The 25994-nt window shown below is 69.6% G+C and carries 23 protein-coding genes; 10 read left to right on the top strand and 13 right to left on the bottom strand.

Annotation, left to right across the window (positions count from 1 at the left end):
- Complete coding sequence (locus OEB96_RS44745; RefSeq protein WP_266223128.1) at nucleotides 1-1266, top strand: PilZ domain-containing protein; 1266 nt, start codon at nucleotides 1-3, stop codon at nucleotides 1264-1266.
- A 53-nt stretch (nucleotides 1267-1319) separates the two neighbouring features.
- On the opposite strand, the gene OEB96_RS44740 is transcribed toward OEB96_RS44745, so the two are convergent.
- The 3 genes from OEB96_RS44740 to OEB96_RS44730 form a co-directional block, all read right to left on the bottom strand.
- On the bottom strand, nucleotides 1320-1931 hold the full coding sequence (locus OEB96_RS44740; RefSeq protein WP_266223127.1) for a hypothetical protein: 612 nt from the start codon (nucleotides 1929-1931) through the stop codon (nucleotides 1320-1322).
- Nucleotides 1932-2158: 227 nt separating this feature from the next.
- Complete coding sequence (locus OEB96_RS44735) at nucleotides 2159-3802, bottom strand: glutamate synthase-related protein (RefSeq protein WP_266223126.1); 1644 nt, start codon at nucleotides 3800-3802, stop codon at nucleotides 2159-2161.
- Between the two features lie 63 nt (nucleotides 3803-3865).
- Nucleotides 3866-4528, bottom strand: a complete 663-nt coding sequence (locus OEB96_RS44730) for an MBL fold metallo-hydrolase (RefSeq protein ID WP_266223125.1) — start codon at nucleotides 4526-4528, stop codon at nucleotides 3866-3868.
- 106 nt (nucleotides 4529-4634) lie between these two features.
- On the opposite strand from OEB96_RS44730, the gene OEB96_RS44725 reads away from it, so the two are divergent.
- Both OEB96_RS44725 and OEB96_RS44720 read left to right on the top strand, forming a co-directional pair.
- A complete protein-coding gene (locus OEB96_RS44725) occupies nucleotides 4635-5717 on the top strand; it encodes a glycosyltransferase (protein WP_266223124.1) in 1083 nt (360 codons plus the stop codon).
- 117 nt (nucleotides 5718-5834) lie between these two features.
- Nucleotides 5835-6665 carry a hypothetical protein gene (locus OEB96_RS44720; RefSeq protein WP_266223123.1) on the top strand — a complete coding sequence of 277 codons (831 nt, stop codon included), beginning with the start codon at nucleotides 5835-5837 and terminating at the stop codon, nucleotides 6663-6665.
- A gap of 16 nt (nucleotides 6666-6681) precedes the next feature.
- Here OEB96_RS44720 and OEB96_RS44715 read toward each other — a convergent pair whose 3' ends face one another.
- The gene (locus tag OEB96_RS44715; protein ID WP_266223122.1) at nucleotides 6682-7878 is read right to left on the bottom strand and encodes a class I SAM-dependent methyltransferase; all 1197 of its coding nucleotides are present in this window, start codon (nucleotides 7876-7878) and stop codon (nucleotides 6682-6684) included.
- Between the two features lie 144 nt (nucleotides 7879-8022).
- Here OEB96_RS44715 and serA point away from each other — a divergent pair, with 144 nt between their 5' ends.
- From serA to OEB96_RS44700, 3 genes are all read left to right on the top strand, one after another.
- Nucleotides 8023-9273, top strand: coding sequence for a phosphoglycerate dehydrogenase (gene serA, locus OEB96_RS44710; RefSeq protein WP_266223121.1), 1251 nt, complete (start codon nucleotides 8023-8025; stop codon nucleotides 9271-9273).
- Between the two features lie 3 nt (nucleotides 9274-9276).
- A complete protein-coding gene (locus tag OEB96_RS44705; protein WP_266223120.1) occupies nucleotides 9277-10269 on the top strand; it encodes an isopenicillin N synthase family dioxygenase in 993 nt (330 codons plus the stop codon).
- A 132-nt stretch (nucleotides 10270-10401) separates the two neighbouring features.
- Nucleotides 10402-11625 (top strand): hypothetical protein, encoded by a 1224-nt coding sequence (locus tag OEB96_RS44700; protein ID WP_266223119.1) that lies wholly within the window; start codon nucleotides 10402-10404, stop codon nucleotides 11623-11625.
- 10 nt (nucleotides 11626-11635) lie between these two features.
- On the opposite strand, the gene OEB96_RS44695 is transcribed toward OEB96_RS44700, so the two are convergent.
- Entirely contained in the window at nucleotides 11636-12922 is a 1287-nt protein-coding gene (locus tag OEB96_RS44695) for a hypothetical protein (RefSeq protein ID WP_266223118.1), read from the bottom strand.
- Between OEB96_RS44695 and OEB96_RS44690 the strand changes: the two genes are divergently transcribed.
- Nucleotides 12921-13136 (top strand): hypothetical protein, encoded by a 216-nt coding sequence (locus tag OEB96_RS44690; protein WP_266223117.1) that lies wholly within the window; start codon nucleotides 12921-12923, stop codon nucleotides 13134-13136. The genes OEB96_RS44695 and OEB96_RS44690 overlap by 2 nt on opposite strands.
- Before the next feature lie 112 nt (nucleotides 13137-13248).
- On the opposite strand, the gene OEB96_RS44685 is transcribed toward OEB96_RS44690, so the two are convergent.
- The 8 genes from OEB96_RS44685 to OEB96_RS44650 form a co-directional block, all read right to left on the bottom strand.
- Complete coding sequence (locus OEB96_RS44685) at nucleotides 13249-13668, bottom strand: hypothetical protein (RefSeq protein WP_266223116.1); 420 nt, start codon at nucleotides 13666-13668, stop codon at nucleotides 13249-13251.
- A 319-nt stretch (nucleotides 13669-13987) separates the two neighbouring features.
- On the bottom strand, nucleotides 13988-14617 hold the full coding sequence (locus OEB96_RS44680) for a hypothetical protein (protein ID WP_266223115.1): 630 nt from the start codon (nucleotides 14615-14617) through the stop codon (nucleotides 13988-13990).
- Between the two features lie 35 nt (nucleotides 14618-14652).
- Nucleotides 14653-15657, bottom strand: a complete 1005-nt coding sequence (locus OEB96_RS44675; RefSeq protein WP_266223114.1) for a hypothetical protein — start codon at nucleotides 15655-15657, stop codon at nucleotides 14653-14655.
- 181 nt (nucleotides 15658-15838) lie between these two features.
- On the bottom strand, nucleotides 15839-16672 hold the full coding sequence (locus OEB96_RS44670; protein ID WP_266223113.1) for a DUF6345 domain-containing protein: 834 nt from the start codon (nucleotides 16670-16672) through the stop codon (nucleotides 15839-15841).
- Between the two features lie 145 nt (nucleotides 16673-16817).
- On the bottom strand, nucleotides 16818-17465 hold the full coding sequence (locus OEB96_RS44665) for a hypothetical protein (protein ID WP_266223112.1): 648 nt from the start codon (nucleotides 17463-17465) through the stop codon (nucleotides 16818-16820).
- A complete protein-coding gene (locus tag OEB96_RS44660) occupies nucleotides 17462-20071 on the bottom strand; it encodes a serine/threonine-protein kinase (protein WP_266223111.1) in 2610 nt (869 codons plus the stop codon). Before OEB96_RS44660 ends, OEB96_RS44665 begins: the two co-directional genes overlap by 4 nt.
- Before the next feature lie 267 nt (nucleotides 20072-20338).
- On the bottom strand, nucleotides 20339-20998 hold the full coding sequence (locus tag OEB96_RS44655) for an RNA polymerase sigma factor (protein ID WP_266223110.1): 660 nt from the start codon (nucleotides 20996-20998) through the stop codon (nucleotides 20339-20341).
- Nucleotides 20999-21204: 206 nt separating this feature from the next.
- Entirely contained in the window at nucleotides 21205-21645 is a 441-nt protein-coding gene (locus OEB96_RS44650; protein ID WP_266223109.1) for a hypothetical protein, read from the bottom strand.
- A 152-nt stretch (nucleotides 21646-21797) separates the two neighbouring features.
- Between OEB96_RS44650 and OEB96_RS44645 the strand changes: the two genes are divergently transcribed.
- The 3 genes from OEB96_RS44645 to OEB96_RS44635 are packed head-to-tail and all read left to right on the top strand — an operon-like array spanning nucleotide 21798 to nucleotide 25980.
- Nucleotides 21798-22544, top strand: a complete 747-nt coding sequence (locus tag OEB96_RS44645; protein ID WP_266223108.1) for an RNA polymerase sigma factor — start codon at nucleotides 21798-21800, stop codon at nucleotides 22542-22544.
- Between the two features lie 12 nt (nucleotides 22545-22556).
- A complete protein-coding gene (locus tag OEB96_RS44640; RefSeq protein ID WP_266223107.1) occupies nucleotides 22557-23303 on the top strand; it encodes a hypothetical protein in 747 nt (248 codons plus the stop codon).
- 55 nt (nucleotides 23304-23358) lie between these two features.
- Nucleotides 23359-25980, top strand: coding sequence for a CHAT domain-containing protein (locus OEB96_RS44635; RefSeq protein WP_266223106.1), 2622 nt, complete (start codon nucleotides 23359-23361; stop codon nucleotides 25978-25980).
- The last annotated feature ends 14 nt before the right edge of the window (nucleotides 25981-25994 follow it).

Genomic DNA, 25994 nt, shown 5'->3' with positions numbered 1-25994 from the left:
ATGCCACGATCCGAGGCCAGCAAGCGTCTGCTCCTCGCCGCGCTCGGCTTGAGCCCGGACGAGCTGAACGATGCGCTGGTCTGGGCCCGCCACCGGGCCGCGGAGCTCCTCGATTCCCTCGATGACGCCGAGCTGCGAGCGCTGCTGGATCGCGAGCGCATCGCGAGTCCGCGTCGCTCGAGGATCCCGACGCCCGCGACGAGCCCACCGAAGCGGCCCGCCGCGCGAGCGGTTCCCTCCTGGAATGTTCCTCGGGCTCCATGGCAACCATCACGGCCCGCTGAGCCGGTCGCGAGCGAGGGCGAGCTGGAAGCCGAGCCAGCGGGCTTCGTGCAGGAGGACGAGATCGCGAGCGAGGGCGAGCTGGAAGCCGAGCCCGCCGGCTTCGTGGAGGAGGACGAGGTCGCGAGCGAGGGCGAGCTGGAAGCCGAGCCAGCGGGCTTCGTGCAGGAGGACGAGGTCGAGAGCGAGGGCGGGCTGGAAGCCGAGCCCGCCGGCTTCGAGAGCGAGCTGGAAGTCGAACCGCTCGGCTCGTCGATGGACGACGAGGTTGCCTACGAGAGCGAGCCGCCAGTCGAGACGCTCGGCTCGCCGCCGGACGACGAGACGGCCTACGAGAGCGAGCCGCCGACCGAGCCTCACCGCTCGGCCGTGGTCGGCGAGATCGTGCTCGAGAGCGAGCCACCTCCTCTGCCGGAGCCCCCCGCGGCTCGCCCCAGGGCATCTCCTCGAGCGGCCCCGACGGTCGAGGTGCCGGTGAGCGCATCGGCGCGAAGGGTCGAGCCCGAGCCCCAGCGGGATCCCGATGCCCCCGTCGTCCGCACCGACCGCACCCGTCGTCGCGCGCAGCGCTACTCGCTGAGCACACCGGTGGTGGTCCGAGTCGATCGCATGCCCGGGCTGCTCGAGCTGAACACCCGCGACATCAGCCGCCACGGGATCTTCATCGAGAGCACTTCACCACCGGAGCCCAATTCTCGCATCGCCGTGCAGCTTCCGTTCCCCGACGGCTCGGGGGTGGTCGACCTCGTGGGCCAGGTCGTTCGCGTGGTGACGACGCGAGAGGCGGCGGCCTCCGGGCGTGCGCCGGGCTTCGGCGTGACCTTTTCTCCCGTGAGCGACGAGAACCGTCGCGAGCTCGAGCGACTGCTGGAGCATGCCAAGTCGAGCGCGGCGGCCGACGTCCCCCGCCGCAGACGCAGCGAAGCCACGCAGATGGAGACCGTGCAGTATCGCGGAGCGGCGGCCAAGCTCTCGAAGGGGTGAGTCGCGCTCGCGCCGAGGACCGACGCGAGCCGATCGCGTGCCGGAGCTCGTCGTCAGTTCGGGAACTGAGGTGAGCAGCAGATGAACGCGTTGCTCGAACCGCACGAGGGATATAGGGCCGGGTTGGCCTCGAAGTAGCCCTCGGGCACGAACGCGGTGTACCCACCGCCGTAGAGCTGATTCTCCAGCGGCGCGCCACAGTCTTGATTGAAGTAGCGGCCCTTGGCGATCCCACCGGCATGCCAGCCGGCGTTGATCGCCACGTGGCAGGTCGCGTCGAGGTTCGAGCTGGGGCTGGGCAGCGGCACCATGATCAGGGAGTGAGGTGTCGTGCCGGTGAGCGCGCTGTAGCAGGCGGAGCGGGCCGCGTCGATCGCATCGATCGTGCCGACCAACTCCTCCGCGTCGATCGCAGCCAACAGCCGCTCCCCTTCGCGGAGCTCCGCCTCGCTCCGGGCGGCTGCGAGGTTGTCGTGGATGCTGTCCCGCAGGCCGCGGATGCCGGGCTCCAGCGACTTGCGACAGTCCGAGTCATCGTCACACGCGGTGTCCGCCGGCTCATCGGCCTCGGCCATCCGCGGAACGCTCGCGTCGGCTTCGCCCCACGATTCGACCTCGTCGCAGCCGACGATGAGCAGCACGGCACAGAGCCAATTCCCTTGCATCTCGCACCTTCCCTTCACATGCGTGGAGTCGTCGACGACCGGCCCAATGCCGACCGGCCGAACCTCCGAGCACGGCCCGGTCGAGTGCAGCGAGCGTGCCAACGGAAGCGATGCATGCAACCAAACGCAAACCCTCGTCGACCCGCGCGGCTCGAGTCGCGAGTGCGCCGACCCAGCGGGGAAATCCCCAGCCTTGGGCAATTCTCCGCGTCGTCGTGTCGGCGGGCTCAGCCCCATCCCGCGCCGCTGTAGCGAATCCCCGCCAGCTCGGCCACGTCGCGCTTCCAGCTGGTCAGGTCGTTGGGCGAGAGCCCCCGCAGGTGACCGTGCCCGCAGGCCCGCGCGAGGATCTTCATCAGCTCCACCGTGGCCTGCAGGTACCGCGCGAGCTGCTCGGCCGAGCGCTGTACATCCAGCCGCGCGCGCAGGTGTGGCCGCTGCGTGGCGATCCCCACCGGGCAGTTGTTGGTGTGGCACGCCCGCATGCCCAGGCACCCGATCGCCTGCAGTGCGCTGTTGGAGATCGCCACCGCGTCTGCCCCCAAGGCCAGCGCCTTGACGAAGTCGGCCTCGGTGCGCAGCCCGCCGGTGATCACCAGCGTCACGTCCCCACGGTCGCGGCGGTCGAGGTGCCGTCGGGCTCGGGCCAGCGCGGCGATGGTGGGCACCGAGATGTGCTCCTTGAACAGCTCCGGCGCGGCCCCGGTGGCCCCGCCGCGGCCGTCGAGGATCACGTACTCGGCCGTGGCTGCGAGCGCGAAGTCGAGGTCGTCCTCGATGTGCTGGGCCGAGAGCTTGAAGCCGATGGGAATCCCTCCGGTGACCTCGCGGACCTCGTCGGCCACGCGGCGGAAGTCCTCGGGGCCGTGCAGCTCGAGAAAGGTCGCAGGGCTGATCGCCGGCTGTCCTTCCTTCAAGCCGCGAACCTCGGCGATCTTGGCCGAGACCTTGGCGCCGGGCAGGTGCCCGCCCGTGCCCGTCTTGGCCCCCTGGCCGCCCTTGAAGTGGAACGCCTGGCAGCGCGCGACCTTGTCGAGGCCGAAGCCGAAGCGCGCCGAGGCCAGCTCGTAGAAGTAGCGCGAGTTGGCCTGCTGCTCCTCGGGCAACATGCCGCCCTCGCCCGAGCAGATGCCGGTGCCCGCCTGCTCGGCTCCCATCGCCAGCGCGACCTTGGCCTCCTGTGACAGCGCGCCGAAGCTCATGTCGCTGATGAACAGGGGGAGCTCGAGCCGCAGGGGCTTGCGCGCGCGTGGTCCGATGATCACCTCGGTGCCCACCGGCGCATCGTCGAGCAAGGGCTTGCGTGCGAGCTGGGCCGTGACCACCTGGATGTCGGCCCAGCGCGGCAGCTCCGTGAGCGGCACCCCCATCGCCGACACCGGGCCGTGGTGCCCCGTCTTCGAGAGTCCGTGCCTGGCCAGGTGCTGGATGTGCTTGGTGTAGGGCTCCTCGGGCGTGCCGTGGATGTCGGCGTAGAGGCCCTGGTACTCGTCGCGCGCGTAGGGCTGTGGGTGCTCCTCGGCCCATGCAGCGATCTCGTGCTCGTCCACCAGCACTCGATCGTGCTCGGTGTCGACCCACGCGGAGAAGCGCTGCAGCACCTCCTCGTTGCTGTAGGCGCTCACTCCGGTGTCCAGCCGGTAGTCCCACTGGTGCAGGCCGCACACGAGGTCGTTGCCGACCACGGTGCCGTCGGCCATGAGTGCGCCGCGGTGCAGGCAGCGTCCGTAGAGCACCGAGACCCGGTCGTCCCAGCGCACCACCACCAAGTCGACCCCCGCCACGCTCGCGTAGGTGGGTTGGCGGTCGGCCAGCGCGCTCCACTGCAGCAGGGGAACTTGCTTGGGGTCGGGCAGGATGGGCAGGTGCATGACGAACGCTCCACTGGGAATCGGGTTGGGGATCGATGGGGATCGAGCGGGGATCGAGTGGATTCAGACGAGTGATGGCACGGGCACGCGCTTGTAGGTGCAGAACGCCTCGACGGTGTCGGCGAGCAGGGCGGGGTTGTGGGTCAGCTCCCAGGCGAGGGTGCTGGTGGGGGTCTTGCCGTAGTCGTGGCCGGGGTAGACCTTGGTGTGCTCGGGCAGCGCGCCCAGGGTGTGCTGCAGGCTCTGGACCATGGCGGCGGGGTCCGAGCCCGCGTACGACACTCCGCCGCACGAGCCCACGAACAACACGTCGCCGGTGATCACGGCCGCGGGTTCGTGCACGTACCAGCACACGCAGCCGGGGGTGTGGCCGGGGGTATGCAGCGCCTCGATGCGTCCATCGCCCAGGGTGATGCGCTCCCGATCGGCCACCGGCTCCACGCGCCGCGCGAGCCCGCGCGCCACCGGCAGCTCCACCGGGTGGCAGCGCACCACCGCCCCGGTGGCCGCGGCCGCCTCGTCGAGGCCGGCCACGTGATCGTCGTGAGTATGCGTGAGCAGGATCGTGGTCACCCGCCACCCGCGGTCGTGCGCGATCCGCAGCAGGCGGTCGACCTCGAACGCAGGGTCGACCAGCGCGGCCTCGCCGGTGCGCGGGCAGCCGATCACCTCGCAGAAGTTCTGCAGCAGGCCCACCTCGAGCTGCACGATCTCGAGGGCGCTCATGGGCTTCAGCTCACCATGGTGCCGGGGGGCGCGGCAAGGGCCTTGGGTGAGACGTACGAGAGGGTTGTTCGGCCCGGGTGGGCATCGGACAATGACGTTGCTCGCGATGACCGACGTCGACGATCCCAGCTCGCCCCCCGCCTCGCCCCTGGCCATCCTCCCCGCGCACGTGGGAGTGGTCGTCATCGGACGCAACGAGGGCCAGCACCTGCTGCGCGGGCTCGGCTCGATCGGCGCCCAGGCCGGTGCGATCGCCTATGCCGACAGCGACTCCGCCGACGACAGCGTGGCGCTGGTGCGCGAGCACTTCCCCGCGGTGGCGGTGGTGGAGATGAAGGCCACGCCGGGCAATCCGATGTCGCCGGCGCGTGGGCGCAACGAGGGCTATGCGGCCCTGCGGCAGCGGCTGCCCGCGGTGCGCTACGTGCAGTTCCTCGATGGCGACTGCGAGCTCCACTCGCAGTGGCTCTCCACCGCAGCCAACTACCTCGACCAGCATCCCGAGGTGGGCATCGTGACCGGCCGCCTGCGCGAGCGCGAGCGCAATCGCAACGCCTTCCATCGCCTCGCCGACATGGAGTGGGACCAGCCTCCCGGTGAGGTCAACGCGATGGGCGGCATCATGATGGTGCGCGCCGAGGTCTGGGAGCGAGTGGGCGGGCAGAACGCCCTGCTTCCGGCGGGCGAGGAGCTCGAGCTGTGCTGGCGGGTGATCGACGCCGGCTACAAGACCATGCGCCTGACCGACGACATGGCGCTGCACGACATCGACATGGCCAGCTTTGGGCAGTGGTGGACGCGCTCGGTACGAACCGGGCATGCGTTCGCTCAGGGATACTGGGTGCATCGCGATGGCTGGCACCTGCGCCAGGTGATCTCGATGCTCGCGTACGGAGCGATGCTCCCGGGGGTGGCCGTGGGCGGGGCTCCGCTGTCGCTGGGCGCGAGCCTGGGGCTGTTGGCCGCCTATCCGCGGTTGTGGAAGAAGATCGAGCAGCACCGACGGGAGCGAGGCGACGATGCCGATGATGCACGGCTCTACGCCACGGCGACGGTGGTGGGCAAGATCGCGGGGGCGATGGGGGTGGCGAAGTTCCTGACCAAGACGCTGCCCCGCGGGCAAGGCGGACGACGCGGGCAGATCGGCGCGCGCCGGGGCGTGCCGCCACCGGGGCGGGGCATCATCTGAGCCCGCACGAGCCGGGCTCATTGCCGTGTACGACCCCCGGAACATTGCACTGCGGCTCGTCTCGATGCGGTGGCGGTGCTCGAGCACATGCGCCCGAGCACGGAGTAGAATCGTGGGGTGCTGCACTCTGGCAGGACCATCGGTCTCTTGCTCGCGCTGCTCCCGGGGTGCACCCGTCCCAACCCGGCGTTCGGCTTGGACGCAGGCGAGGATGGCCAGACCCTCGAGAGCAACGACGGCGATGGGACGGTGGGCAGCGTCACCACCTCGGAGGCCTCGGGGGCCTCGGGGGCCGTTACCGAGGGGGGCACCACGCTGGGCGCGAGTGGCTCCGACGGTCCGTTCTTGGACAGCTCGGGGAGCGGCTCGCCGGACACGGGGCTGACGTGTTCGCAGGATTTCGAGCAGCCCTATGGCATCGAGTCGAACCCGTCGCTCGAGGCCGTGCTGGGAGAGTGTCCCGAGCTCGCGAGCGTGACGATGGTCGGATCGAGCACGAACGGCAACACCCAGTTCGACGGTGAGATCTGCCCCGAGTGCAATTGCGGCGGGTTCCCGATCTCGATGACGTTCGACATACCCCTGCCCCCGACCGCCGGCTGTGTCGAGCTGGTGCTCCAGCTCGTGCCGGAGACGTGCGAGGTGATGGCATACACCATGAAGCCGGTCGGCGGACCGACGACGTCCGTGGTGTCCAACGTGACCATGCCGGACTTCGCACCGCTCGCGATCAACCCCATCGAGATGATGTTCGCGGGGGGGCCGGCGCTCGATTGCAACGAGCAGTGCTTTCCTCCCTCGGGCTTCTACGATCTGTTCGCCGAGGGCCTCGCGATCCCTCCGACCAGGCTGTCGGTCCCCGTGGGAGCGTTCTGGGTCGTCAACGATGGCTCGGGAATCGACCAGGATTGCGTCCAGATCGCGCGCTGGTACGCCGTGCGGATCTGATCGTACCTCTCGTACCTCAGACGGTGGCGGGCTCGACGGCCTCGAGCAGCGCGAGTAGACGCGGCTCCACTCCGAGCGCCTGGCAGCGCTCGCGCACGGTCGTCAGGTGCCAGCGCGCGGGCTCGACCGGCGCCTGCGGGTGGCGACGATGCGCGCGCAGCAGCAGGTTCTTGGGGGTGTGCTCGCTGGCGACGAACTCGATCGCGTCCACGTGGTAGCCGCAGGCCTGCAGCAGCTCCACCCGCAGCGCATCGGTGAGCCCGGCCGCATAGTCCTGGCGCAGTACGGAGTGCTGAAGCATGGCCGGCACCGGAGCGGCATCCCGTTGCTCTCGCGTGCGCAGCTGCTCGGCCAGCTCGTGCTGACAGCATGGCGCGGCCATGATCGCGCTTGCTCCCGAGCGCACCGCCAGGGCCAGCGCGTCGTCGGTGGCGGTGTCGCACGCGTGCAGGGCGACCACCAGCTCGGGCGGTGCCCCCAGCGTCGCCACATCACCTGCCCCCACCTCGGCGATGCTGGCCTCCTGGAACGTGAGCCCGCCGTGCCCCAGTGCCTCGGCCCGCGCCCGGCACTGGGCGATCACGTCCGTGCGCCGGTCCACCCCGTGCAGGCGCACCGGCAGCTCGGCCAGGCGCAGCGCTTCCGCCAGTACGAACCCGAGGTAGCCGTTGCCGCACCCGAGGTCGAGCACGCGCAGCGGCTCGGACTCGCTCGGCGGACGTTCGGGCCCTCGCTGTGCGACCAGCCGCTCCCACACCGGCCGGCACAGCTCCACGAAGTGATCGACCTGCTTGTACTTCTTGGCGTTCTTGGCCGAGATCGTGCCGTCGGCATTCATGATGCCGATCACGCGCAAGAGCGGTGCGCTCGCATCCGGCCGCAGGTTTCGCTCCTTGCCGCCCATCACCTTGCGCACCCGATCCTCGTCGAGCGTGACCAGCTTGCCGCTGCCATGGCGCGCGTCGATGCGGACCCTTCGCTGGTCGTCGAGTACCAGCGTCTGCTTCACGCGCCCCTCGGCCGCGGCAGCCGAGGCCGCGGCGATCAGCGCCTCGACCGTTGCGTCGTCGGGTGGGCCCGAGCCCGGACCCTCCAGCACCCGTGGCGCGTCGTCCTGCCCCGGCCGAGCGAACACCGCACGCGCCCAGCCCTCGCGCGCGTGGCGTCGCAGCGTCTTGCGCAGGCGTGCGAGGGCGGGACCGTGGGAGCCCATGAAGGCGACTTGCTAGCAGATCCACGACCCCCGGGCGAGGCCGGCTCGCGCGCACGTTCGCGTGGGGCTGCTGGCATGCGCGAGCGGGGTCGGTGGCGCTCGTGGGCTGGCGCCCGCCCGCCCGTTTCGCCATAGTCCCGCCCCGTGCCACGCGCCCACGCCCTGCTGCTCGAGAACCTGCACGCCACCGCCTCCGAGGTGCTCGCGACCTACGACGTCGAGACGCGCCGTCTATCCACTGCCCTGTCCGAGGACGAGCTGGTCTCCGCGCTCCAGGATTTTCCGGGCGACGGGCCCGTGTTCGTGGGGATCCGCAGCAAGACCCACGTGACGCCGCGGGTGTTCGACGCCGTGCCGCGCTTGGTCGCGATCGGGGCGTTCTGCATCGGCACCGACCAGATCGCGCTCGACGTGGCCCGTCGCAGCGGCGTGGCCGTGTTCAACGCCCCCTTCAGCAGCACCCGCTCGGTGGCCGAGCTGGTGATCGCCGAGGTGGTGATGCTCTCGCGCCAGGTGTTCGCCCGCAGCAAGGCCGCGCACGAGGGCCACTGGGACAAGAGCGCCACCGGGGCCCACGAGGTGCGGGGCAAGACCCTCGGCATCATCGGCTACGGCCACATCGGCAGCCAGGCCAGCATCCTCGCCGAGGCCCTGGGCATGCAGGTGCAGTTCTACGACATCGACAAGAAGCTGCCGCTGGGCAATGCCAATGTGGTCGACAGCCTCGAGGCCTTGCTCGGGAGCAGCGACTTCGTGAGCCTGCACGTGCCCGATACCGAGCTCACGCGCGGGATGATCGGCCGCGAGCAGCTCTGCGCCATGCGTCGCGGGGCCTACCTGCTGAACCTCAGCCGCGGCAAGGTGGTCGACATCCCCGCCTTGCGCGACGCGCTGGTCAGCGGGCACCTGGCCGGGGCCGCGGTCGACGTGTACCCGCGCGAGCCTGCCAACACCAAGGAGGTGTTCGAGAGCGAGCTGCGCGGGCTCGACAACGTGATCCTCACCCCGCACATCGGTGGCAGCACCCAGGAGGCGCAGGCCAACATCGGCCGCGAGGTCGCGCATGCGCTGGGGCACTACCTCGACCACGGCTCCACGCTGGGCTGCGTGACCCTGCCCTCGCTCGACCTGCCCGTGCCCACGTCCGTGCGCAGGGGCCCGGCCAGCCGCATCGTCAACGTGCACCAGAACGTGCCCGGCGTGCTCTCGGCGATCAACCGCGTGGTCGCGGAGACCAACGTCAACATCGTGGGCCAGGCGCTGGCAACCGTGGAGGACGTGGGGTTGTTGTTCATCGACGTTCCGCTCGCGGCCGACGATCCGCGTGCGGAGAAGCTGCGCGAGGGGATCTCGGCGCTGGACACCAGCGTTCGCACGCGGCTGCTGTGGCTGTAGGCCATGCGGTCCATCCCGGTCATCGATGTTGCACCACTGCGCGCGGGCGGGACTGGTTCGTCCGCCGTGGCGGCGGCCATCGATGCGGCTTGTCGTGACGTCGGGTTCTTCGCGATCACCGGGCATGGCATCGAGCTGCCGGCCTTCGAGCGCCTGCGCCGGGCGGCGGCGGCGTTCTTCGCCCTGCCCGAGGCGGTCAAGGGCGAGGTCGCCATGGCCCACGGCGGCCGGGCCTGGCGCGGGTGGTTTCCGGTCGGCGGCGAGCTGACCTCGGGGCAGCCCGACCTCAAGGAGGGGCTCTACTTCGGGCTCGAGCTGCCGTCCGAGGATCCGCGGGTGCGAGCTGGCGTGCCGCTGCACGGGCCCAACCTGTTTCCGGCCGAGCCCGTGGAGCTGCGACCGCTGGTGCTCGAGTGGATCGAGCGCGTGACCGCGGTGGGCCACGTGGTCATGCAGGGGATCGCCATGGGGCTGGGGCTGCCGCCGGAGTGGTTTCGCGAGCACCTCACGGGCGATCCGGTGGTGCTGTTTCGGATCTTCCACTACCCGCCCGCGCAGCCCGGTCGCTGGGGGGTGGCCGAGCACACGGACTACGGGCTGCTCACGCTCTTGGCCCAGGATGGTCACGATGGGCTCGAGGTCGAGACGTCCTCGGGGTGGATCGAGGTCCCGGCGCGACCCGGCGAGCTGGTGTGCAACCTCGGCGACATGCTCGATCGGCTCACGGGCGGGCGCCATCGATCGACGCGGCATCGCGTGCGGAACCGGAGCGGGGCAGGGCGGCTGTCGTTTCCGTTGTTCTTCGATCCGTCGTGGGAGGCAGAGGTTCCGAGGCTGCCGGGGATCGATCTGCTCGAGCGGCCCGATCCTCGATGGGATGGGGCGGATCTCCAGGCGTGGAGCGGGCGCTACGGGGAGTACCTCACCGCCAAGGTCTCACGGGTGTTTCCCGAGCTGTTCGCGGCGCAGCTGGGTCGCGACGTCGTAGGAGACTGACGCGCTGGGCCGAACCGGGATAGGCTCCTCGGCTCGGAGAGCCACGCCCTCATGAATGGGAACGGTAACGGGACGTCCTCGCGTTTCCTTCGACCACCGAGCCCTGCGGGTTCCCTCGCTCGTGCCTGGCCCGTGACGATGTGCATCGGGCTGGTGGCGATGGTGGCCGCGCCCGGGTGCGGCTCGAAGCAGACGCCCACGGTCGCTTCACCTCCAGCCTCGGCGGCGCCGGTGCTCGAGCCGGAGCCGGGGGATCCGGCGGCGATGCTGAAGGTCTGCCCCGGCACCGACGCCTTGCTGTCCGAGGCCTTGTCGGGTCTGGCGCTCGACCACGCCGTCATGGACGAGGCCACGGGCTTGGCGAGTGCCTCGCACCAGACCCGCGAGCTGAAGGGGCTCGGGGCGATGTTCCCGGCGCTCGAGGCCAAGGGGTGGCGAGCGCTCATGGCGACTCCGCTGGCAACGCGAGCCCATGAGGCGCCCGAGCGCCTGTTGGTGGTGGGCGTGCGGACGGACGCCGACTTCGAGCCGTTCCAGGCCCCGCCGGGGGATGGATTCGAGGCCGTGCTGGGCTGCGCCTCCGGGGGTGGCTACGAGGTGCTGGCGCTCCACGAAGACCTGCTCGGCGACACGACGATCCAGTTCTTCGGGGTCGACGTGGTGGCCGGCGGTGATGCCAGCGGTAGTGATGGCGTGGTGACCTTCGTGCATCTCATGTACGCCATGCCCGAGCTGATGGAGTTTGGGCTCTACTCGATCGGCTGGGGCGTGGGGCCGGCAGGAGACGGGGCGGCGCGGGTGGGCGAGCCCATGCGCTATGGCGAGCAGGTGATCTACGCAGGGCAGCATGGTCGCAGCGAGCCGTTGATTGGATCGGGTTGGTATCCCATCGATGGTGATGCAACGCGGTGGCGCTTCGTGGTGTTGATGGGCGTCAGCGGGCCGGGCGAGGACGAGGGGCAGTGGGTGGACCACGTGACGCTACAGCCCTATGGATCGCTGGAGAGGGGCAAGCCGAGCGGAACGCCGGGGGAGGAGAGCTGGATGTGGCTCGGGCGAGGTGAGCTGCCCGCGGGCTGCGGGGCGACCTTGAGCTGCACCTCGCTGCGGGAGACCGCGGGGGGGTACTTTCCGTGGGCGAGCGATGCACCACCCTTCGATTGGATCGCGGGAGTCTGGAGCGATCACCAGCCGGCGCTGGCGGCTCTCATGGAGGCCGGCGTGGATCCGTCCCAGGGAGCATGGTTGCTGGACTCGCAGGCCTGGTACTACCGCTTCGACGAGACGCAGGGCGAGGGTCAGCCGATGCCCAACGAGGCGAAGGTGCTGTCCTCGCTGCCGCGAAGCCCACGGTAGGCACGCGAGCTCACGCGGGCGGGCACGCGCGGCTGACCAGCAGCAGCTCGCCGTCGCCGGCGAAGATCACCCCGTACTCCTGCGGCCCCACGAACGGCGCCCCGTACATGTGGAAGAACGGGGGCGCACCGGTCGGCAGGCTCGCGTCGAGCAGGGGGCCCGCCGGCATCGCCGTGGCCGGGTCGATGGCGCTGAAGAGGATGCGACGATCCGACACTAGGTCGATCGAATACCAGGTGAGCACGAGACCGTTCGGTCCCGCCACGAGGTCGGGCCAGAACTTGCCCTCGCCCCATGTGCCCGCCGTCGCGTCGACCGGATCGACCACCAGCGTTGCGGCGGCGTCGAGCACCGCGACGTAGGCATTGCCACTGTTGGGGACCATCGGATCCCGATCGTTGGTGTAGGTCACCGCGAACTCGGAGCCGATCCCGACCACCGCGGCGCGGTAGGGCGTGATGCTGCCCATCGAGGCCTCGTCGATGAGCGTGGGCATCGCCGTGGCGGCCCCGGCGGCATCGAGGGGGGCCGCGTATGCGGAGCGCGTACCGGACTCGCAGTGGGCCCACACCGCCATCGATCCCCCGTCTCCCGTGGCGACGTCCGGGAACGTGTAGCACCCGGACGAGAGCTGCCCCGAGGCGGGACCGACGTCGTTCTCCGCCCCGACCAAGCTGCCGCTGCGATCGAGCTTCTGGGAGAACACCCCGAACGTGCCCGCCACGGCCCCCTCGCCGTAGTAGACGGCGACGAACCCGTCGCCATCGCTGGTCGGAGCGATGGATGGTGAGCGAAGCTGGCGTGCGGGATCCGACAACGGGACATTGGTCGCGATGGGAGCGAGCTGCAGGTCGAAGAGCGAGCCGAACACCTGATCATCCACACCCGACCAGGTGACCGCGATGACCCCACGGTCGGCTGCGACGTCCACCCGCGTGGCGCTCGAGTCGATCCCCAGCTCGTGGAGCACCGCCCCCTGGTGATCGATGATCCACACGTGCGGCATGTAGACTCCCCCGATGCTCACCGGGGCCGCCACGACCTGCGAGCAGCCGAGCGACGCGACGCGGGGCTGGGGCACTCCGCCGACCGAGGCCCAGGTGACGGCCGTCTGGGGCGTGCTGTCGAGGCAGATCTCCCCGTGGACGCACACGCACTCGGCCGTGTCGCAGCCGAACTCGCACTCGCCGAGCTCGACGTCGTACTGGCATCGATCGCCCACGCACGCTCCCGAAGCGGCGGGGATCGATACGGTGAAGGGATCGATGCACGACGGATCCGGGGGATCGGTGCACATGCGATCGTCGCAGGCGACTCCCGTGGAGTCCACTCCGGTCTCCGAGCTCGAGGACGAGGACGAGCTCGAGCCTTCGCCCGTCGACGACGAGTCGGCAAGGGTCGTGCTCGACGGGGCGTCGTCACCGGTCGAGGTCGAGACCGGGCCTGGGCCCGAGCTCGAGCCCGACCCCATCGTCTCGGTGCCCGACGAGTCGATGACCTCGGGGTCCTGACAGCCGGGTACGAGCAGGCACGCCACGAACAGCGGTGAGAGATGACGCATCGGAGCTCCATGGTGGCAAACCTGGAGCGCCAAGCCCACCCCGTGGTGACTGGCGGATCAGATCAGCGGGTCGAGCACGCTGGATACGGCATCGGCGATCGCGGCCCAGTAGCCCTCGCGAGCGCGCAGGCTCTGCTCGATCTGGATCCCAGATCCTCGGGCGCGCCTCCGCCCACGAGCACGCCCTCGCTGGACATGCCGTGGAACGACACGGCGTAGGCGAAACCGCGCGTGGCGATCGCGTCGAGTCCAGGAAAGCTGTTGGGGCTGAGGTCGGTGCTGGTGATGTGCCAGCGTGCGTAGGCTCCACCGCCTTGCCGATAGCCCTTGCAGATCCACGAGCTGACGCCCTTGGCCGCGAGGGTGGTGGTAATGCGCTCGGCCTGCTTGTGGGTGTGCAGCTCGATCGCATCGTCGTCCGCGTCGACGGTGATGCGGACCTGGTCGCCCTCGGAGAGCACCACGAGCAGCGAACTGTCCACGGACAGCGGGCCTGCTGCCGCTTGGCGAGATCCTCGCCGGTGTCATCGCGCTCGAGCAGCTCGAGTCCCATCTGCCGGGCAGCGCACGGCCCGGAGGATGCGTGCTTCGTGAGCATCCGGCTCAGCGAGGCCGAGAATGGGCCGTCAGTTGGACGTCCCGAGTCGTCGTCGAACCCTCTGTGATCGTCACGGGTACCTGGCCCGAGTTGATGTACAGGTACTGATTCGGTGGATCCCAGCTGCCATTGGCCAAGTCATAGCCAGCGTGCAGGACGTAGTCGCCTGCGGCGTAGTGGTATTGGCGCGCGACGGTTTCGGATCAGAAGCCCACGCCGGCCTTGCGCAACAAGTACATCACGTCGACCTTCAGGAGCATGACCTTGTTGGGCGAGACGATGTCCACGGACAGTGCGAACCAGGGCGCCTTCTGTCCGAGGGCATGGTTGATCGCCGCGTTGATGACGTCCTGGGCCGGCTTGTGCAAGCTCGAGCTCTTGAGGACGCCGGTCACCACGCCCGCGGCCACTGGGGCCATGAAGCTGAGGGTGGCGACCTTCTCGCCGGTCTTCAGCTTCTCCCAGTCGGACTTGATCTGCTCGACGGCCTTGTCCTTGAAGCTGTACACGTGCTTCTTGACGGTCGGGTCGGCCACGATGGCCTTCACCACGTCGCCGGCTTGGCCCTTGCGAAGCTTCGGGGCGTCGTCGAACGACTCACCTTCGTCCAGGGCCGACTCACCTTCGTCGGCCGGATCGGCCTCGGTGGCGGCTTCGAGGAGCAACGAAACCAGCGCGTCACCATTCATCTCTTCCTCGAAGACACGCTCGACCTCGGGAAGACACTCCTCCAGCTCGGTGCACCCATCCTGGGCCTGCACCGGTCGAGTGGGGTTGAAGGCAAGGGTGCCGGCGCACAGCATGGACAGGATGATTGCTCGTCGTGAATGCATGAGACTGCTCCGTGTACTGGGAGGGTCGTAGGGACTCAGGGGCTCGGTCGCGAGTCGGGTGCGGCGGCGTTGGCCATCAGCGCCTGCTTGCGGGCGCCCTCCTCGGTGAAATCACGCTCGAGCAGCGCGAGGACGTCGGGACGGGTCGTGGCGGGAATGACTTCCAGGAGTTTCTTGCCCACCACGCCTTCGAGAGGCTCGGCAACGAAGGCGTAGTGAGGAGCCACGATGTCCTGCACGCTGGAGCGGCCCAGACGCAGGTAGCCGAGTTCGGCGCGGGTCCAGCGGTACTGCGCCATGTCCACGCCGCGCTCGGTCAGCCGACGAGCGATCGCCTCATGAGCGGCTTCCGGGTGCAGCAGGTCGTCGCCACCAATGGTGGTGATCGCATCGCCGACTCGCCGGGTGCTGAGCTCGTGGCCGATGATGGTGCCGTCGAGTGCGAGGTGAATGGATACCTTCGAGCCCGAGCCGATCACGGGCATGCCGTCGATGGTGGCGTTGAAGGCCACCGCGACCTGGTACATCTCCTCGGTGGCGGTACGGCCTTGCTCGGCCACCGCGTTCCAGTAGTGGCGGATCTTGTAGGGGTAGAGGTCGATGCCCTCGGTGGGGGTCAGCAGCGCGTCCTCGAGATAGTCGCCGGCCACCGACCAGTAGTGCGCATCGGCGAGCGGGCCCGCAATGGGGTCGCCGTGATGGAAGCGATCCCAGTCGAGGAAGCGTTCGGTGCCGCTATTGCGGTCGATCCGCAGCTCGCTGGCCCCGAGCATCGTCCACGTCGACTCCTGATCGTGGCCGGGTCGGGTGGCGGCGCGGTCGAGCAGATCCGATAGTTCGTCGGTCCGCTGGTGCAGGGTTTGGTCGGCATTGCCGACGGGCTCGAGGCGGTAGACCGCGAGCTCGATGTTGGCCACGCTGCCGTCCGCGAAGGCGTCGGCCATCGCTTCGAAGGCCAGCTGCGCCGGCGCGTCGCCCAGCGGACCGGGGTCCTCGGCGCGGAAGCGGTCGACGGTGTCGAGCCCGTGAAGCCTGGGCATGGCAAGCTCGACGGCATCGTCGACATCGAGGCCCGAGAGCCGCTCGTCGGTCGGATCGATGGAGTCGGTGGAGCAGGCTGTGAGAGCCGCGCAGAGCAGGAGCGTCGAAATTCGTGAGTGTCTCATGATCATGTGCCGTGGTGCTGGAGTGGAGATCGAGAGGACCTGGAGTCGGTCCGGGCTAGCCCTCGTGCCAGGCCCACGCAAACCATGTGTGGATCTCGCTGGGCGTGCGCTTGGGGGTGAACCGGGTCAAGTAGTCGCGCCGACTCTCCGCGGCGCCCGACGATGTGCCCGAAGCGACGAGCGAGCCGGTGTCGTCGACCCACCAGTCCTCGATGGCGTAGAACCATGAGCTCTTGAAGGTGTAGTTGTTGCCAAATGCCTCATGGGCGAAGTCCTCGGGTACCTCGTCGGTGGTCCACGCATCGGCCGACAGCCCGCGGTACCCCATCACGTAGTCGAGCCCGAACCAGAACGACTGCCCCCACTGCAGATCGGGCTGGTCGTGAACGCTGTAGCAGGTCAGCCACATCATATAGCGCATCAGCCCTGGGTTGGGTGATGCGTAGGCGTAGGCTTGCTCTCCCAGCCGACTCTCCTCGCTGTCGTACCAGCACGAGTCGTTGGCCCCAGCAAAGCACATGGGCGCCCAGAAGGTTTGTCCCCACGCGTTGGGAGAGGCGTCGCCGTGCCCCGAGAAAGCATAGAACACGCTGTCATCCGAGTAGAACTGGTCCTGCCCGCCGAAGTCGGTGTCCTCGACGAGGTCACCGGCCCACACGGCCCCGTTGGCGTACTTCTGCTCGAGCGTGTGCCCGAGGCTGGCCATCTTGGAGTCGAACAGGTTGATCTGGTCGTCGGTGTAGGAGAGCGGGTTGGCCCAGCAGGAGCAGCCGCTCCAGTCGTTGATGTAGTTGGCGGTGTAGTTGATCGCGTGGGCTCGTGAGGGGGCCAGCGAGGTGCCTGCGAGCGCGCACAGGGCCGCGAGCGCCGTGAGGTGCCGTGTGTTCATGGTGGGTCCGTCGATCTGATGGCAGCCGAGCCCGGGCGTTGGACCGGGCTTGGGAGCACAGCTGCCGCACTGCTCGACCTCTACTGTGGCGAGGCGACGGGTCTGACACGCGGAGCTCGAGGAGCGTGGTAGCGCAGGCGATGCGCTATCTGAGCCGGCCTGGCTTGTGCTTGGCGGGCGGCCCCTCGAGCGCCAGCTTCGTGACGACCTCGCGCTCGAGCTCGACCCGCTTCGTGGGCGCCACGGCGGGACCGTGATCCAGGTTGGCCAGTGCAGCCAACGTCTCGGCCGCCGCGGGCGAGAGCGCGATGCGAGCGGCCTCGAGCATTGCGGCGGCCTCGAGGAAGGCATCCCGCACTCTTTCGACGGAGGCGGCCTCGCGGAGCCACCCGGGATTGCCTTGGACGGGACTGCTCCGTCCGGGGTCGGTGGGCTGGTCGATCTTCAAGGCATCGATCTTCGTGATGGTGGCCTTGGCGCGGGTCCCGTTGGCATCCCTCGACAGGCGCAACGCGTATGTGCATGAGCCCATGCCGGCCTCGATGGTGATGTCCTCGCCTTCTTGCCACGGGCAGTCGAGCCTCCATGGCAGGATATCGCCGCTGCGAACCAGGTCGATGTCCGCGCTGAGCGAGCCGATCTGCAACCAATGATCGATCGACTCCCTCCACGGCAAGAACACCGGGTTTGCGTCGGAGACCGTTGCGAGATCGATCGGGGCGATGGATGCATCCAAGATCCAGATGTCCATGCGGTCGCGGTCGGTTCCCAGGGTGAGGTTGAATGTAGTCATCGTTCGGTTGCTCCTTCCAAGTCCTGAGGATCGAGGCCGAGGGCCTCACACACGCGCGTCAGCTCGCGCAGTCGCCCCGAGGCCTCGTACCAGCGACGGCCCTGCACGAGGGACTGCGCGCATTCGCTGGTTCGATCGAGGGCGTCTAGCACCATGCATCGAACCGACGAATTGACCGCCAGCATGGCGGCATTCTCGGGGTGCACGGCCAGCAACAGCTCGCGTTCCTGGTCGAGCAGGGCCAGCGCGGGCTCGAGTTCCTCGCGAGCCACCAACACCAGGGCCTGCTTGCCATACACGATGGCCCGCATCGCCAGCAGCCCACGATCATTGCCGGCAAGGCGAGGCAGCATGCCGAAGGCTCGCTCGCACGTCGGTGCGGCGGCTTCATGGTCGCTGTTGCCGACCAGGATCTCGCATTGCCGGGCGACCGCCAGCGCTTCGAGTTGCTCGAGGGGCTTGGTCGTGGCCGGCGTGCTCAGTGCCTTCACGCGCTCGAGCCCCTCGAGCGCCTGCGCACGCTCGCCAGCAACCATGCGGGCATGGGCCAAGGCGAGCTCGTCGGCGATGGTCGCGGGGTGTCGTTCTCCGTAGCGGCGTCGCCGGATCTCCAGGATCTGCTCGTACTCGGCGATTGCCTCCTTCGCGCGCTTGGCCGCGACCAAGGTTGCGGCACGGTTGGCCCGCGCAACCAGGGTTGCGAGGCCATCCTCCCCGACCGTGGCCGCGAGCAACCCGTGGGCTCGCTCGCCATGCTCGAGTGCGGCCTCGAGATCGCCGCGACGGTAAGCCAGGTTTGCCACGGCCGAGTAGTACTGCCCGGCCACCTCGCTGTCGTGCACCCCCAAAATGCGCCCTAGCTTGGCCCCTCCGAGCAGTTCCCATCGCACTCCCTCGGAGGGATCGAGCGCTAGGTTGGCTGCCACGTCGGTGAGCTCGGCATAGGCGTCGAGCGCGAGCACGTCGTCACCCAATGTCTCGGCGTGTATCGAGGCTTCCTCGAGGTCGTGTGCCGCCGAGTCGCCGTCGTACATCAAACCCTCGATCTTTCCCACGAGGAACGATACCTGGGCGAGGATCACGACGTCGCCCAGCTGCCGTGCGCGCTCGTGCAGCGCCCGCGCCCGCGGTAACGCCTCCTCGTTGCGTCCCTCGAGCTGCAGGGCTCGTACCTCATCGAATTCACCCCGCAGGAGGGGATCGGCCGCACCGTAGGCCGGTCGTCCACCCCCGAGCACGCACAGCTTCGGCGCGCGCAGGTTGTCGAATGCCATGAACGGGTCGGTGGGGGAATCGTTGGCGGCCAAGAGCTTCATCACCAGATTGAATTCCCGTGCCGTCGTGTTCAGGCACGTCTGCGCCTGGATGCGCTCGGTCGTTTCGAGCTTGCCTCGCCGTTCGGTTCGGCACAGACCCTCTCTCGCATCCTTCCATGCCAAGCGATACGCTGCAGCACGCTCGTCGATGAATGCCCTGGGCCCCCCTCGATCTCCTCCGCCCTCCGGCCAGCGCTCGAGCGGCAACTCGTCGTCCTCGTACGTGCACGGATCGACCTCGACCACCTTCGAGTCGGGCATCAGCATTGCAGTGAGCACCGCCGCCACCGGTACCAGCCCCATCGTGATCCACGGCCATCGTGGGCCCCGTGGCTCGAGCGCGGCGATGATCGCCGTCATGTCCGCGAAGCGATCCTCGGGCCGCACCGCGAGTCCGCGTTCGAGCACCCGCAGCACCCGCCACGGAATCCTGCCTGCCTCGGGTCGACTGCGGATCCCCTCCGCCACCGCCCGCTCGTGCTCGCCAACCACCCGCGACGATCCAAACGGAAGCACCCCGGTGAGTGCCTCGTAGAGCGCCACGCAGAACGCGAACTGGTCCGCCCGCTCGGTCGGCCGCTTGCCTCGAAGCTGCTCCGGTGGGCAGTAGCCCGGCGTCAGGCCCAGGCTGGCCTCGGTTGCCGTGGCTGCCTGAGTCTGGGGAGCCGTGATCGCCCGCTCGATCGGGCGCGGTGCGTCCCCACCGTCGTTCTCGGGCTCGCTCGCGCCCGCCAGCCCGAAGTCGGCCACCTTCACCACGCCCGCTGCATCCACCAGCACGTTGTGCGGCTTGAAGTCGCGATGGACGATTCCCGCCTGGTGTGCGGCCAGGAGCCCGTGCGCTGCTTGCCGGTACTTGTCGAGGAGCTCCTCCGTCGTGCACCGCTTCGACTCCTGCCAGCCCGCGAGCGTGGTCCCCTCGACGTACTCCATCACCACGTACGCATGCTCGCCGCGCTCGCCGAGCTCCACGTCGTGGACCTGCACCACGTTGGGATGCGAGAGCTTGGCCAGCGCTCGTCCCTCGCGTACCAAGCGACGACGTTGCCGCACCCCGGGCGTATTGACGATCTTGAGCGCGACCTTGCGCTCGAGCCACGTGTCCTCGGCCGTGAGCACGGTGCCCATGCCACCCCGGCCCGCGAGGCGCTCGACTCGATAGCGCCCCAGGAACACCCGAGTGCCGGCCTCGGCCAGCTCCACGCCATGTACTTGCTGCTGCACGGCGTGCTGGGTGCGCTGCAGCACCAGCGCAAACGCCGGGTCGTCACCGACGTCGCTCGCGTCCAACCCGCCACCATTGCCCCACGAGTCGACGCCCCGCTCGTCTGGTTCGAGAGTCGTGACTTGGTCGTGACCACTCATCCCAGCCCACCGAGCGCGATTTCGCCATCCTATCACGGCTCATTCGAGCGGGATCGGGATGAACGGAAGGGCAATGACGTGGGAACCAGCACTTCCGCTTCGATCGATCGCAGTGTCAGACCACCGCCTCGAGCCGCGTATCAACCCTGGCGGGAGCTTCGATTCCCCTCCCCGGTCGACGCGGCTCGCTCGTCAGAGCAGCCGCCGGGCCATCGAGATCAGCGACTCCCGCAGCTCGTCATCGTTCAGCTCACCCCGCGGCACGTCCTGTCCCGAGTCGAGCTCGGCATAGCGCTCGAGCAGCTTGCGCTTGGCCTCGTGGATCCTGCGCGCCACCGTTCCCAGCGGCACCCCGAGCGCGTCGGCGACCTCGTCCTGCGTCAGGCCATGCCAGTACTTGAGCTGGATCGCGGTCTGCTGGTCGATCGACAGCGCCGCCATGGCCACGAGCAGCACGTCGACCCGCTCGTGCAGCTTCACCAGGGTCGACGGCCCGGGTGAGAGGTCGGCCAGCGGCACCGAGCCGATGTCCTCGCGCTCCCCGGATGCGGCCTTGCGCCCCTTGTGCTCGTAGAAGCGCAGCAGCTTGTTGCGCGCAATGCCGAACAGGTAGGCACGAAAGCTGGCCACGCCCTCGAGCCGGCTGCCCTCGTGGCGCTGCCGCTCGGCGCAGGCCACCAGGGTCGCCTGCGCGAGATCCTGCACGTCGGCCTCCGACGACAGCTTGGATCCAAAGTAGAGCCGCAGGGGTCGAAGGTAGCGCTTGATGAGCTCGTTGCCGGCCCCGACGTCGCCGTCGCACCAGCGAGCCAGGAGCATCTCGTCCCGGGGGACGGTGGAGGTCGCGGTCATGCCCGGTCGAGCTCGGCGTCGATCCTATCACGGACCCGTTCTCGGCCGTCGTCGTCGAGGCCACATTCGAATGTCAGACGACCCCGCTGTCCTCCGTATACGCTCCTGGCATGCCCATGCGACAGGAGACCAGGCGCACGAGCCGTACCCGCGGCTGCGCCCGCGACCGCAGCCGCGGGCGCAGGTCCCGAGGGGGCCGTGTCGCGCTAGAGCTGCGAGACCAGCTCGAGCTCCACGGCCTCGACCTCGTCCCAGGCCCAGGTGTCTCCACGACCGATCTCGAACCACCCGGTGCTGCCGTACGCGAGCGCCACGTCGGGCACGATCAGCGTGTCGAAGTCGCCATCGGCCAGCCACACCGTCACCTCGAGCTCACCCGAGAACGAGGACGACTCGGTGTAGTCGAGCTCGATGAACGCATGTGTGGCCTCGGACCGCGAGCTTCGCACGGTCTTGACCTTGCACGTGGTGCAGATCGGGTCGGGGTACTCCGAAGAGCCACCGATTTCGGTGATCGACGTGGGGATCTCCTCGGCCGCCATGGCCACGGTCGATTGGGTGAACGCAAGGGTCAGGGCCCAAAGGCCCGCCGTCATCGAGTACATCGTCATCGTCACATCCAGCTTCTGCGCGAGGGTTGGGGGCATCGCGATCGCCCCCGCGCATCGGGGCGACCCGAGTTCGTCGAGGAGGTCCCGCGAGGGGCATGGAGAATTCGCCCCGCGACGAGGAAATCGACGATCGCCCTCGAATGGGGTCCTGGAGCCCTCGATTCGACGGCTCGAGAGGAGGCCCCGCGATGCTGAGGCGCAAGCCCACCCGTGAGTGGGTCGAGCTCGATCCCCACACCATCGCCCTCGCCCTCGATGGTGATCGCGCCGCGTTCACCAAGCTCTACCGCCACTACGCCGGCGTCGTGCGAGGTGCGGTGGCAGCCCGCATGCGGGCGTGGCCCTCGATGTCGGCGCAGCTCGAGGACGTGCTGAGCGAGGTCTGGGCCCAGATCCTGGCCAACGACCGCCGGGCGCTGCGCCGCTACGATCCCTCGCGCGGCGAGCTGGGGTTCTTCCTGCGCATGCTTGCCGCCTCGCGGGCCGCCACCGTGCTGCGCCGCCATGCTCGCCAGCAGGCCGCCCTCGCGCCCGCCGACTCCGAGTCGACCGAGGAGATCGAGCGCGCGCTCTTGCAGCGCGACTTCCTCGATGCGCTGTGGGCCAGGGCGCGGCCGCTCATCAAGGACGTGGACGAGGAGCTGTTCGTGCGCGTGATGGTGCTGGGGCGCGAGGCCAAGGAGGTCGCCCCCGAGCTGGGCCTGGGCCAGGACGCGGCCTACCAGCGGCTCACCCGGCTGCGCAGCAGGCTGGTGCAGCTTTCGGCCATGCTCCTCGAGGACGGGCACGCCGGCTCACGGCCGCTCACGGCCGAGCGCGTACAGGCAGTGCTCCATCGTGCGTTGGTGCTGCTGCTCTTCGCGTCATCGTCGCTCTCCTGCGATCGCCCGTCGATTCCGCCGGACGATGTCAGCCCTGGCGAGGGTCGAACGTAGATGGAGGTCAGCATGGCGGCCGAAGACATCCTCGAAGCGCTCGCGGCTCGACAGGCGCTGGAGTCCACCCCCGAGCCCTGGCTCGAGGCGGCACGCGGGGCGATCTCCGTCGAAGAGGCGGCACGCCGGGTCGAGGCCGACGAAGATCCCGAGCTCATCGAGCGCTCCAAGCTGCTGTTTCGGCCGGGCGACGACGCAGTCGACGAGCAGCGGCTGGAGCGGCTGCTCCGCGAGGGCTTCTCACCACCGTCGCGACGACCGCGATGGTGGTGGCGGGGCACCATGACCGTGGGGCTCGCGCTGGCGGCTGCGCTGGTGCTGGTGGTGGCCATCCCGTGGCGGGAGACCACGCCGCTGCCGAGCTACGAGCCCGAGTTCGAGGGCACCGCGAGGCTCGACCGCGCGGCGGAGCCCTCGGCCACCGAGGTGGCCCGCTTCTACGCCGACCGGCGCTTCCGGGCCACGCTGCGCCCGTGGACCGCCGTGCCGGGCCGGGTCGAGGCGGCCGTCTACGCCTGCGAGGACGACGGTCCGCGTCCGTTGCCCGTGGTGCCTCGTGCCGAGCCCAGCGGCATAGTAGTAATCGAGAGTGAGGTGGCGGCGCTGGGCCTCTCGGTGGGCATCGAGGAGCTGCTGTTCGTGGTGGGCACCGCCGATGCGCTGCCCCGGCCGATCACGTGCGACGTCGACGAGCGCGAGCTCGGGGCCGGAGTCCGGCTGCTCCGCACGCGCATCGAGATCCTCCCGCCCCCACGGTGACCCGCACGCTCGTCGCTCCCGATGGCGCGCGGCGCTGCTGCTGGGTCTGTGCTCGTTGGCAAGCGGCGATGCCCGCTCCACCCCCGACGGCGAGGCCGAGGCGCTCGTCGTCGAGTACGGCGGGTGCGACGTGGTCACCCTCGACGAGGTGCCGACCTGCGTGCTCGTGACCGAGCGGCTCCAGCTCTGGATCGAAGATCCCGAGGCAGAGCACGCGGTCGTATGGCTCGACGACCAGCGCATCGAGCCCGAGTGGTACCGACGAGATGAGCTGCTCGGGCTGGGACTCGAGCTCGAGGTGCCCGTGCAGGCCTCGAGCGTGCGGGTGGTTCTCGACCGCGGGCACGGTGCAAGCGCCTCGTGGTCGCTGCGGCTGTCGGCCGAGGACCCGCATCCCGCGGTGCGGCGAGCCAGCGCGGCGATCGTGGAGGACATCAACGAAGGACGGCTCGCGCAGGCCCGCGCGCGCCTCGAGTCGCTCCTGCGCGAGGCCCCGTGGAGCACCGACACGGTGTACGCCGCGCTGGCCGTTGCGCATGGCCTGGCCGCCGAGGAGCCCGAGCACGCGCGGCTGCTGCTGGACGAGGTGGCCGGGCTGCCGGCGAGTCGAACGCCCTATGGGCGGGCCCAGCTCGCCAATTCACGGGGTCAGGTCTACTGGAAGCTCGGTCGCCTCGACGAGGCGGCGATCGCCTACCGCGAGGCCGCACGCTATACCCTGCGATTGCGCGACGACGAGCTCGAGCTCAACGCACCGATGATGTACGCCGAGCTGCTCGTAGAGCTCGGCTACCTCGGCGCCGCCACGCACTGGGCCCAGCACGTACGCACCGTGCTCGACGAGCGCCCGGTTGCTCCCGAGGACGCTGCCTCCGCATGGCGGACCCTCGGCTGGATCGGCTTGCAGCTGCACGCGGCAGGACGGGACGAGCTCGATCCCAAGGCGGCCTACCACGAGGCACTGGCGCTGCTCGAGCCCGGTGGCGCGGCCGCAAGCCCCGAGAAGGTCGGCGGGGTGCGCATCGGTCTTGCCCGGGCAGCCCTCGACGCCGGTCGTCCTCACGAGGCGCTGGCCCAGCTCCAACAAATCGATGAGGCCCGGCTCCAGCCCTACGAGCACTTGCAAGCCCTCTCGCTCGAGATCCGCGCACGGCTGCGGCAGGGGGCCGACGAGGCGACCGTGGCCCCACGCATCGAGGTGCTCGAGTCGATCGCCGAGAAGGTGGGCACACCGGCAGCCCGCGGGCTGCTCGCCGTGCTGCGTGGCCGCGTGGCCGAGCGCACCGGCGACGTCGAGGCCGCGATCGCGCACTACCGCCGCGCCGAAGCGCTCTACGACGAGATCTCGCAGCTCGCGATCTTTGGCGCCGGCCGCAGCACTGCGGGCGCGCTGGGCCCCGAGGCCACGCAGCGCCTGCTCGACGTGCTCGTGGCGCAGAAGCGGTTGCCCGAGGCCCTGTGTAGCGCTCGGCTGTCGCGGGCCCGAGCGCTGCGCCCTCTGGTGCTGCCCGCGTCGCTCGACCCGGTGGCGCGGGAGGAGCTGCGGGAGCGGGCGCATGCCCACCTGCGGATCGAGGCCCAGGCCAACGCGATGGAGATCGCGGGTCGAGGGCTGCCCGGTCGCGAGCTGCAGCGCCTGCGGCGAGACGCCGAGGCGCAACGCCAAGCGCTGCAGCTGCGGGTCAACGAGCTCACGCTCGCGCGGGGCCGACACGCGGCACGCCTCCACTGCGAGGAGCTCCCCGCCCGCGCCCCCGGCGAGCTGTTGTTGGTGATCCACCCGCTGGAGCACGGCTTCATCCTGCTCGCCGAGGATGACCATGGGATCGTCGCGCACCGCGTGCGTGGGCCGGGCTTGCCTCCTTCGTCCGAGCCGCGTCAGCTCGCGCGGTTGCTGCTCGAGCCCCTCCGCGAGCCGCTCATGCGCGCCCGCCGGATCCGCGTGACCGCAATCGGCGATGCGGTCCACCTCGACGTGCACACGCTGCCGCTCGACGGCGCGTCGCTCCAGACCCGCGCCGCGGTGAGCTATGCGGTCGAGCTCCCCGGACCGGAGCCGCTGCCGCCGGAGGGCCCCCCCACCGCGCTCCTGCTCGGCGATGCCACGGGCTCGCTGTGGGCCGTATCGTCCGAGATCCAGGCCGCCGAGCAGCACCTGCGCCGCGCGGGCTGGTCGACCCGCGTCCCGGCCGATCCCGGCTCGTTGCTGCAGGTGCTCGGCGACCTCGCCCATGCCGAGCTCTTCCACTACGCCGGCCACGCCGACGCCGCGGTGCACGAAGACGACGTGCGCTCGTGGCCGCCCTACGCGGGCGGAGCCCCTGGCTGGCCCTCGTACCTGCAGCTGCGACCCCCGGCCCGCCTCGACGTGCAGCGGATCCTCGAGCTCGACCGTGCCCCACGCTGGGTCGTGCTCAACGGCTGCCGTACTGGTGTGCTCGACGTGCAGAACGCCGGCATCAGCCTCGCGCTCGCCTTCCTCGTGGCGGGCAGCGAGCAGGTGCTCGCCTCCCCCGAGGCCTCCGACGACCTCGTGGTGGGCGAGCTCGGCCAGCGCCTCTACGAGGGGCTCGAGTCCGACGAGCCGCTGGACCTGGTGGAGCGGCTGCAGCGAGTGCTGCGGGAGCGCGCGGCCGCAGGGGAGCCCCTCGGGCGCATGCGGGTGTGGGTGCGCTGACGGCCTGCTATCCT

The sequence above is a fragment of the Paraliomyxa miuraensis genome (assembly GCF_026337845.1).
GTDB lineage: Bacteria > Myxococcota_A > Polyangia > Nannocystales > Nannocystaceae > Paraliomyxa > Paraliomyxa miuraensis.
This window is presented reverse-complemented; position numbering and strand designations above follow the sequence as displayed.

Coding starts and splice junctions, on each gene's coding strand:
- OEB96_RS44745 (WP_266223128.1), top strand. CDS start 1: ATGCCACGATCCGAGGCCAGCAAGCGTCTGCTCCTCGCCGCGCTCGGC.
- OEB96_RS44740 (WP_266223127.1), bottom strand. CDS start 1,931: ATGCAAGGGAATTGGCTCTGTGCCGTGCTGCTCATCGTCGGCTGCGAC.
- OEB96_RS44735 (WP_266223126.1), bottom strand. CDS start 3,802: ATGCACCTGCCCATCCTGCCCGACCCCAAGCAAGTTCCCCTGCTGCAG.
- OEB96_RS44730 (WP_266223125.1), bottom strand. CDS start 4,528: ATGAGCGCCCTCGAGATCGTGCAGCTCGAGGTGGGCCTGCTGCAGAAC.
- OEB96_RS44725 (WP_266223124.1), top strand. CDS start 4,635: ATGACCGACGTCGACGATCCCAGCTCGCCCCCCGCCTCGCCCCTGGCC.
- OEB96_RS44715 (WP_266223122.1), bottom strand. CDS start 7,878: ATGGGCTCCCACGGTCCCGCCCTCGCACGCCTGCGCAAGACGCTGCGA.
- OEB96_RS44705 (WP_266223120.1), top strand. CDS start 9,277: ATGCGGTCCATCCCGGTCATCGATGTTGCACCACTGCGCGCGGGCGGG.
- OEB96_RS44690 (WP_266223117.1), top strand. CDS start 12,921: ATGCGATCGTCGCAGGCGACTCCCGTGGAGTCCACTCCGGTCTCCGAG.
- OEB96_RS44695 (WP_266223118.1), bottom strand. CDS start 12,922: ATGTGCACCGATCCCCCGGATCCGTCGTGCATCGATCCCTTCACCGTA.
- OEB96_RS44680 (WP_266223115.1), bottom strand. CDS start 14,617: ATGCATTCACGACGAGCAATCATCCTGTCCATGCTGTGCGCCGGCACC.
- OEB96_RS44675 (WP_266223114.1), bottom strand. CDS start 15,657: ATGCCCAGGCTTCACGGGCTCGACACCGTCGACCGCTTCCGCGCCGAG.
- OEB96_RS44670 (WP_266223113.1), bottom strand. CDS start 16,672: ATGAACACACGGCACCTCACGGCGCTCGCGGCCCTGTGCGCGCTCGCA.
- OEB96_RS44665 (WP_266223112.1), bottom strand. CDS start 17,465: ATGACTACATTCAACCTCACCCTGGGAACCGACCGCGACCGCATGGAC.
- OEB96_RS44655 (WP_266223110.1), bottom strand. CDS start 20,998: ATGACCGCGACCTCCACCGTCCCCCGGGACGAGATGCTCCTGGCTCGC.
- OEB96_RS44650 (WP_266223109.1), bottom strand. CDS start 21,645: ATGCCCCCAACCCTCGCGCAGAAGCTGGATGTGACGATGACGATGTAC.
- OEB96_RS44645 (WP_266223108.1), top strand. CDS start 21,798: ATGCTGAGGCGCAAGCCCACCCGTGAGTGGGTCGAGCTCGATCCCCAC.
- OEB96_RS44640 (WP_266223107.1), top strand. CDS start 22,557: ATGGCGGCCGAAGACATCCTCGAAGCGCTCGCGGCTCGACAGGCGCTG.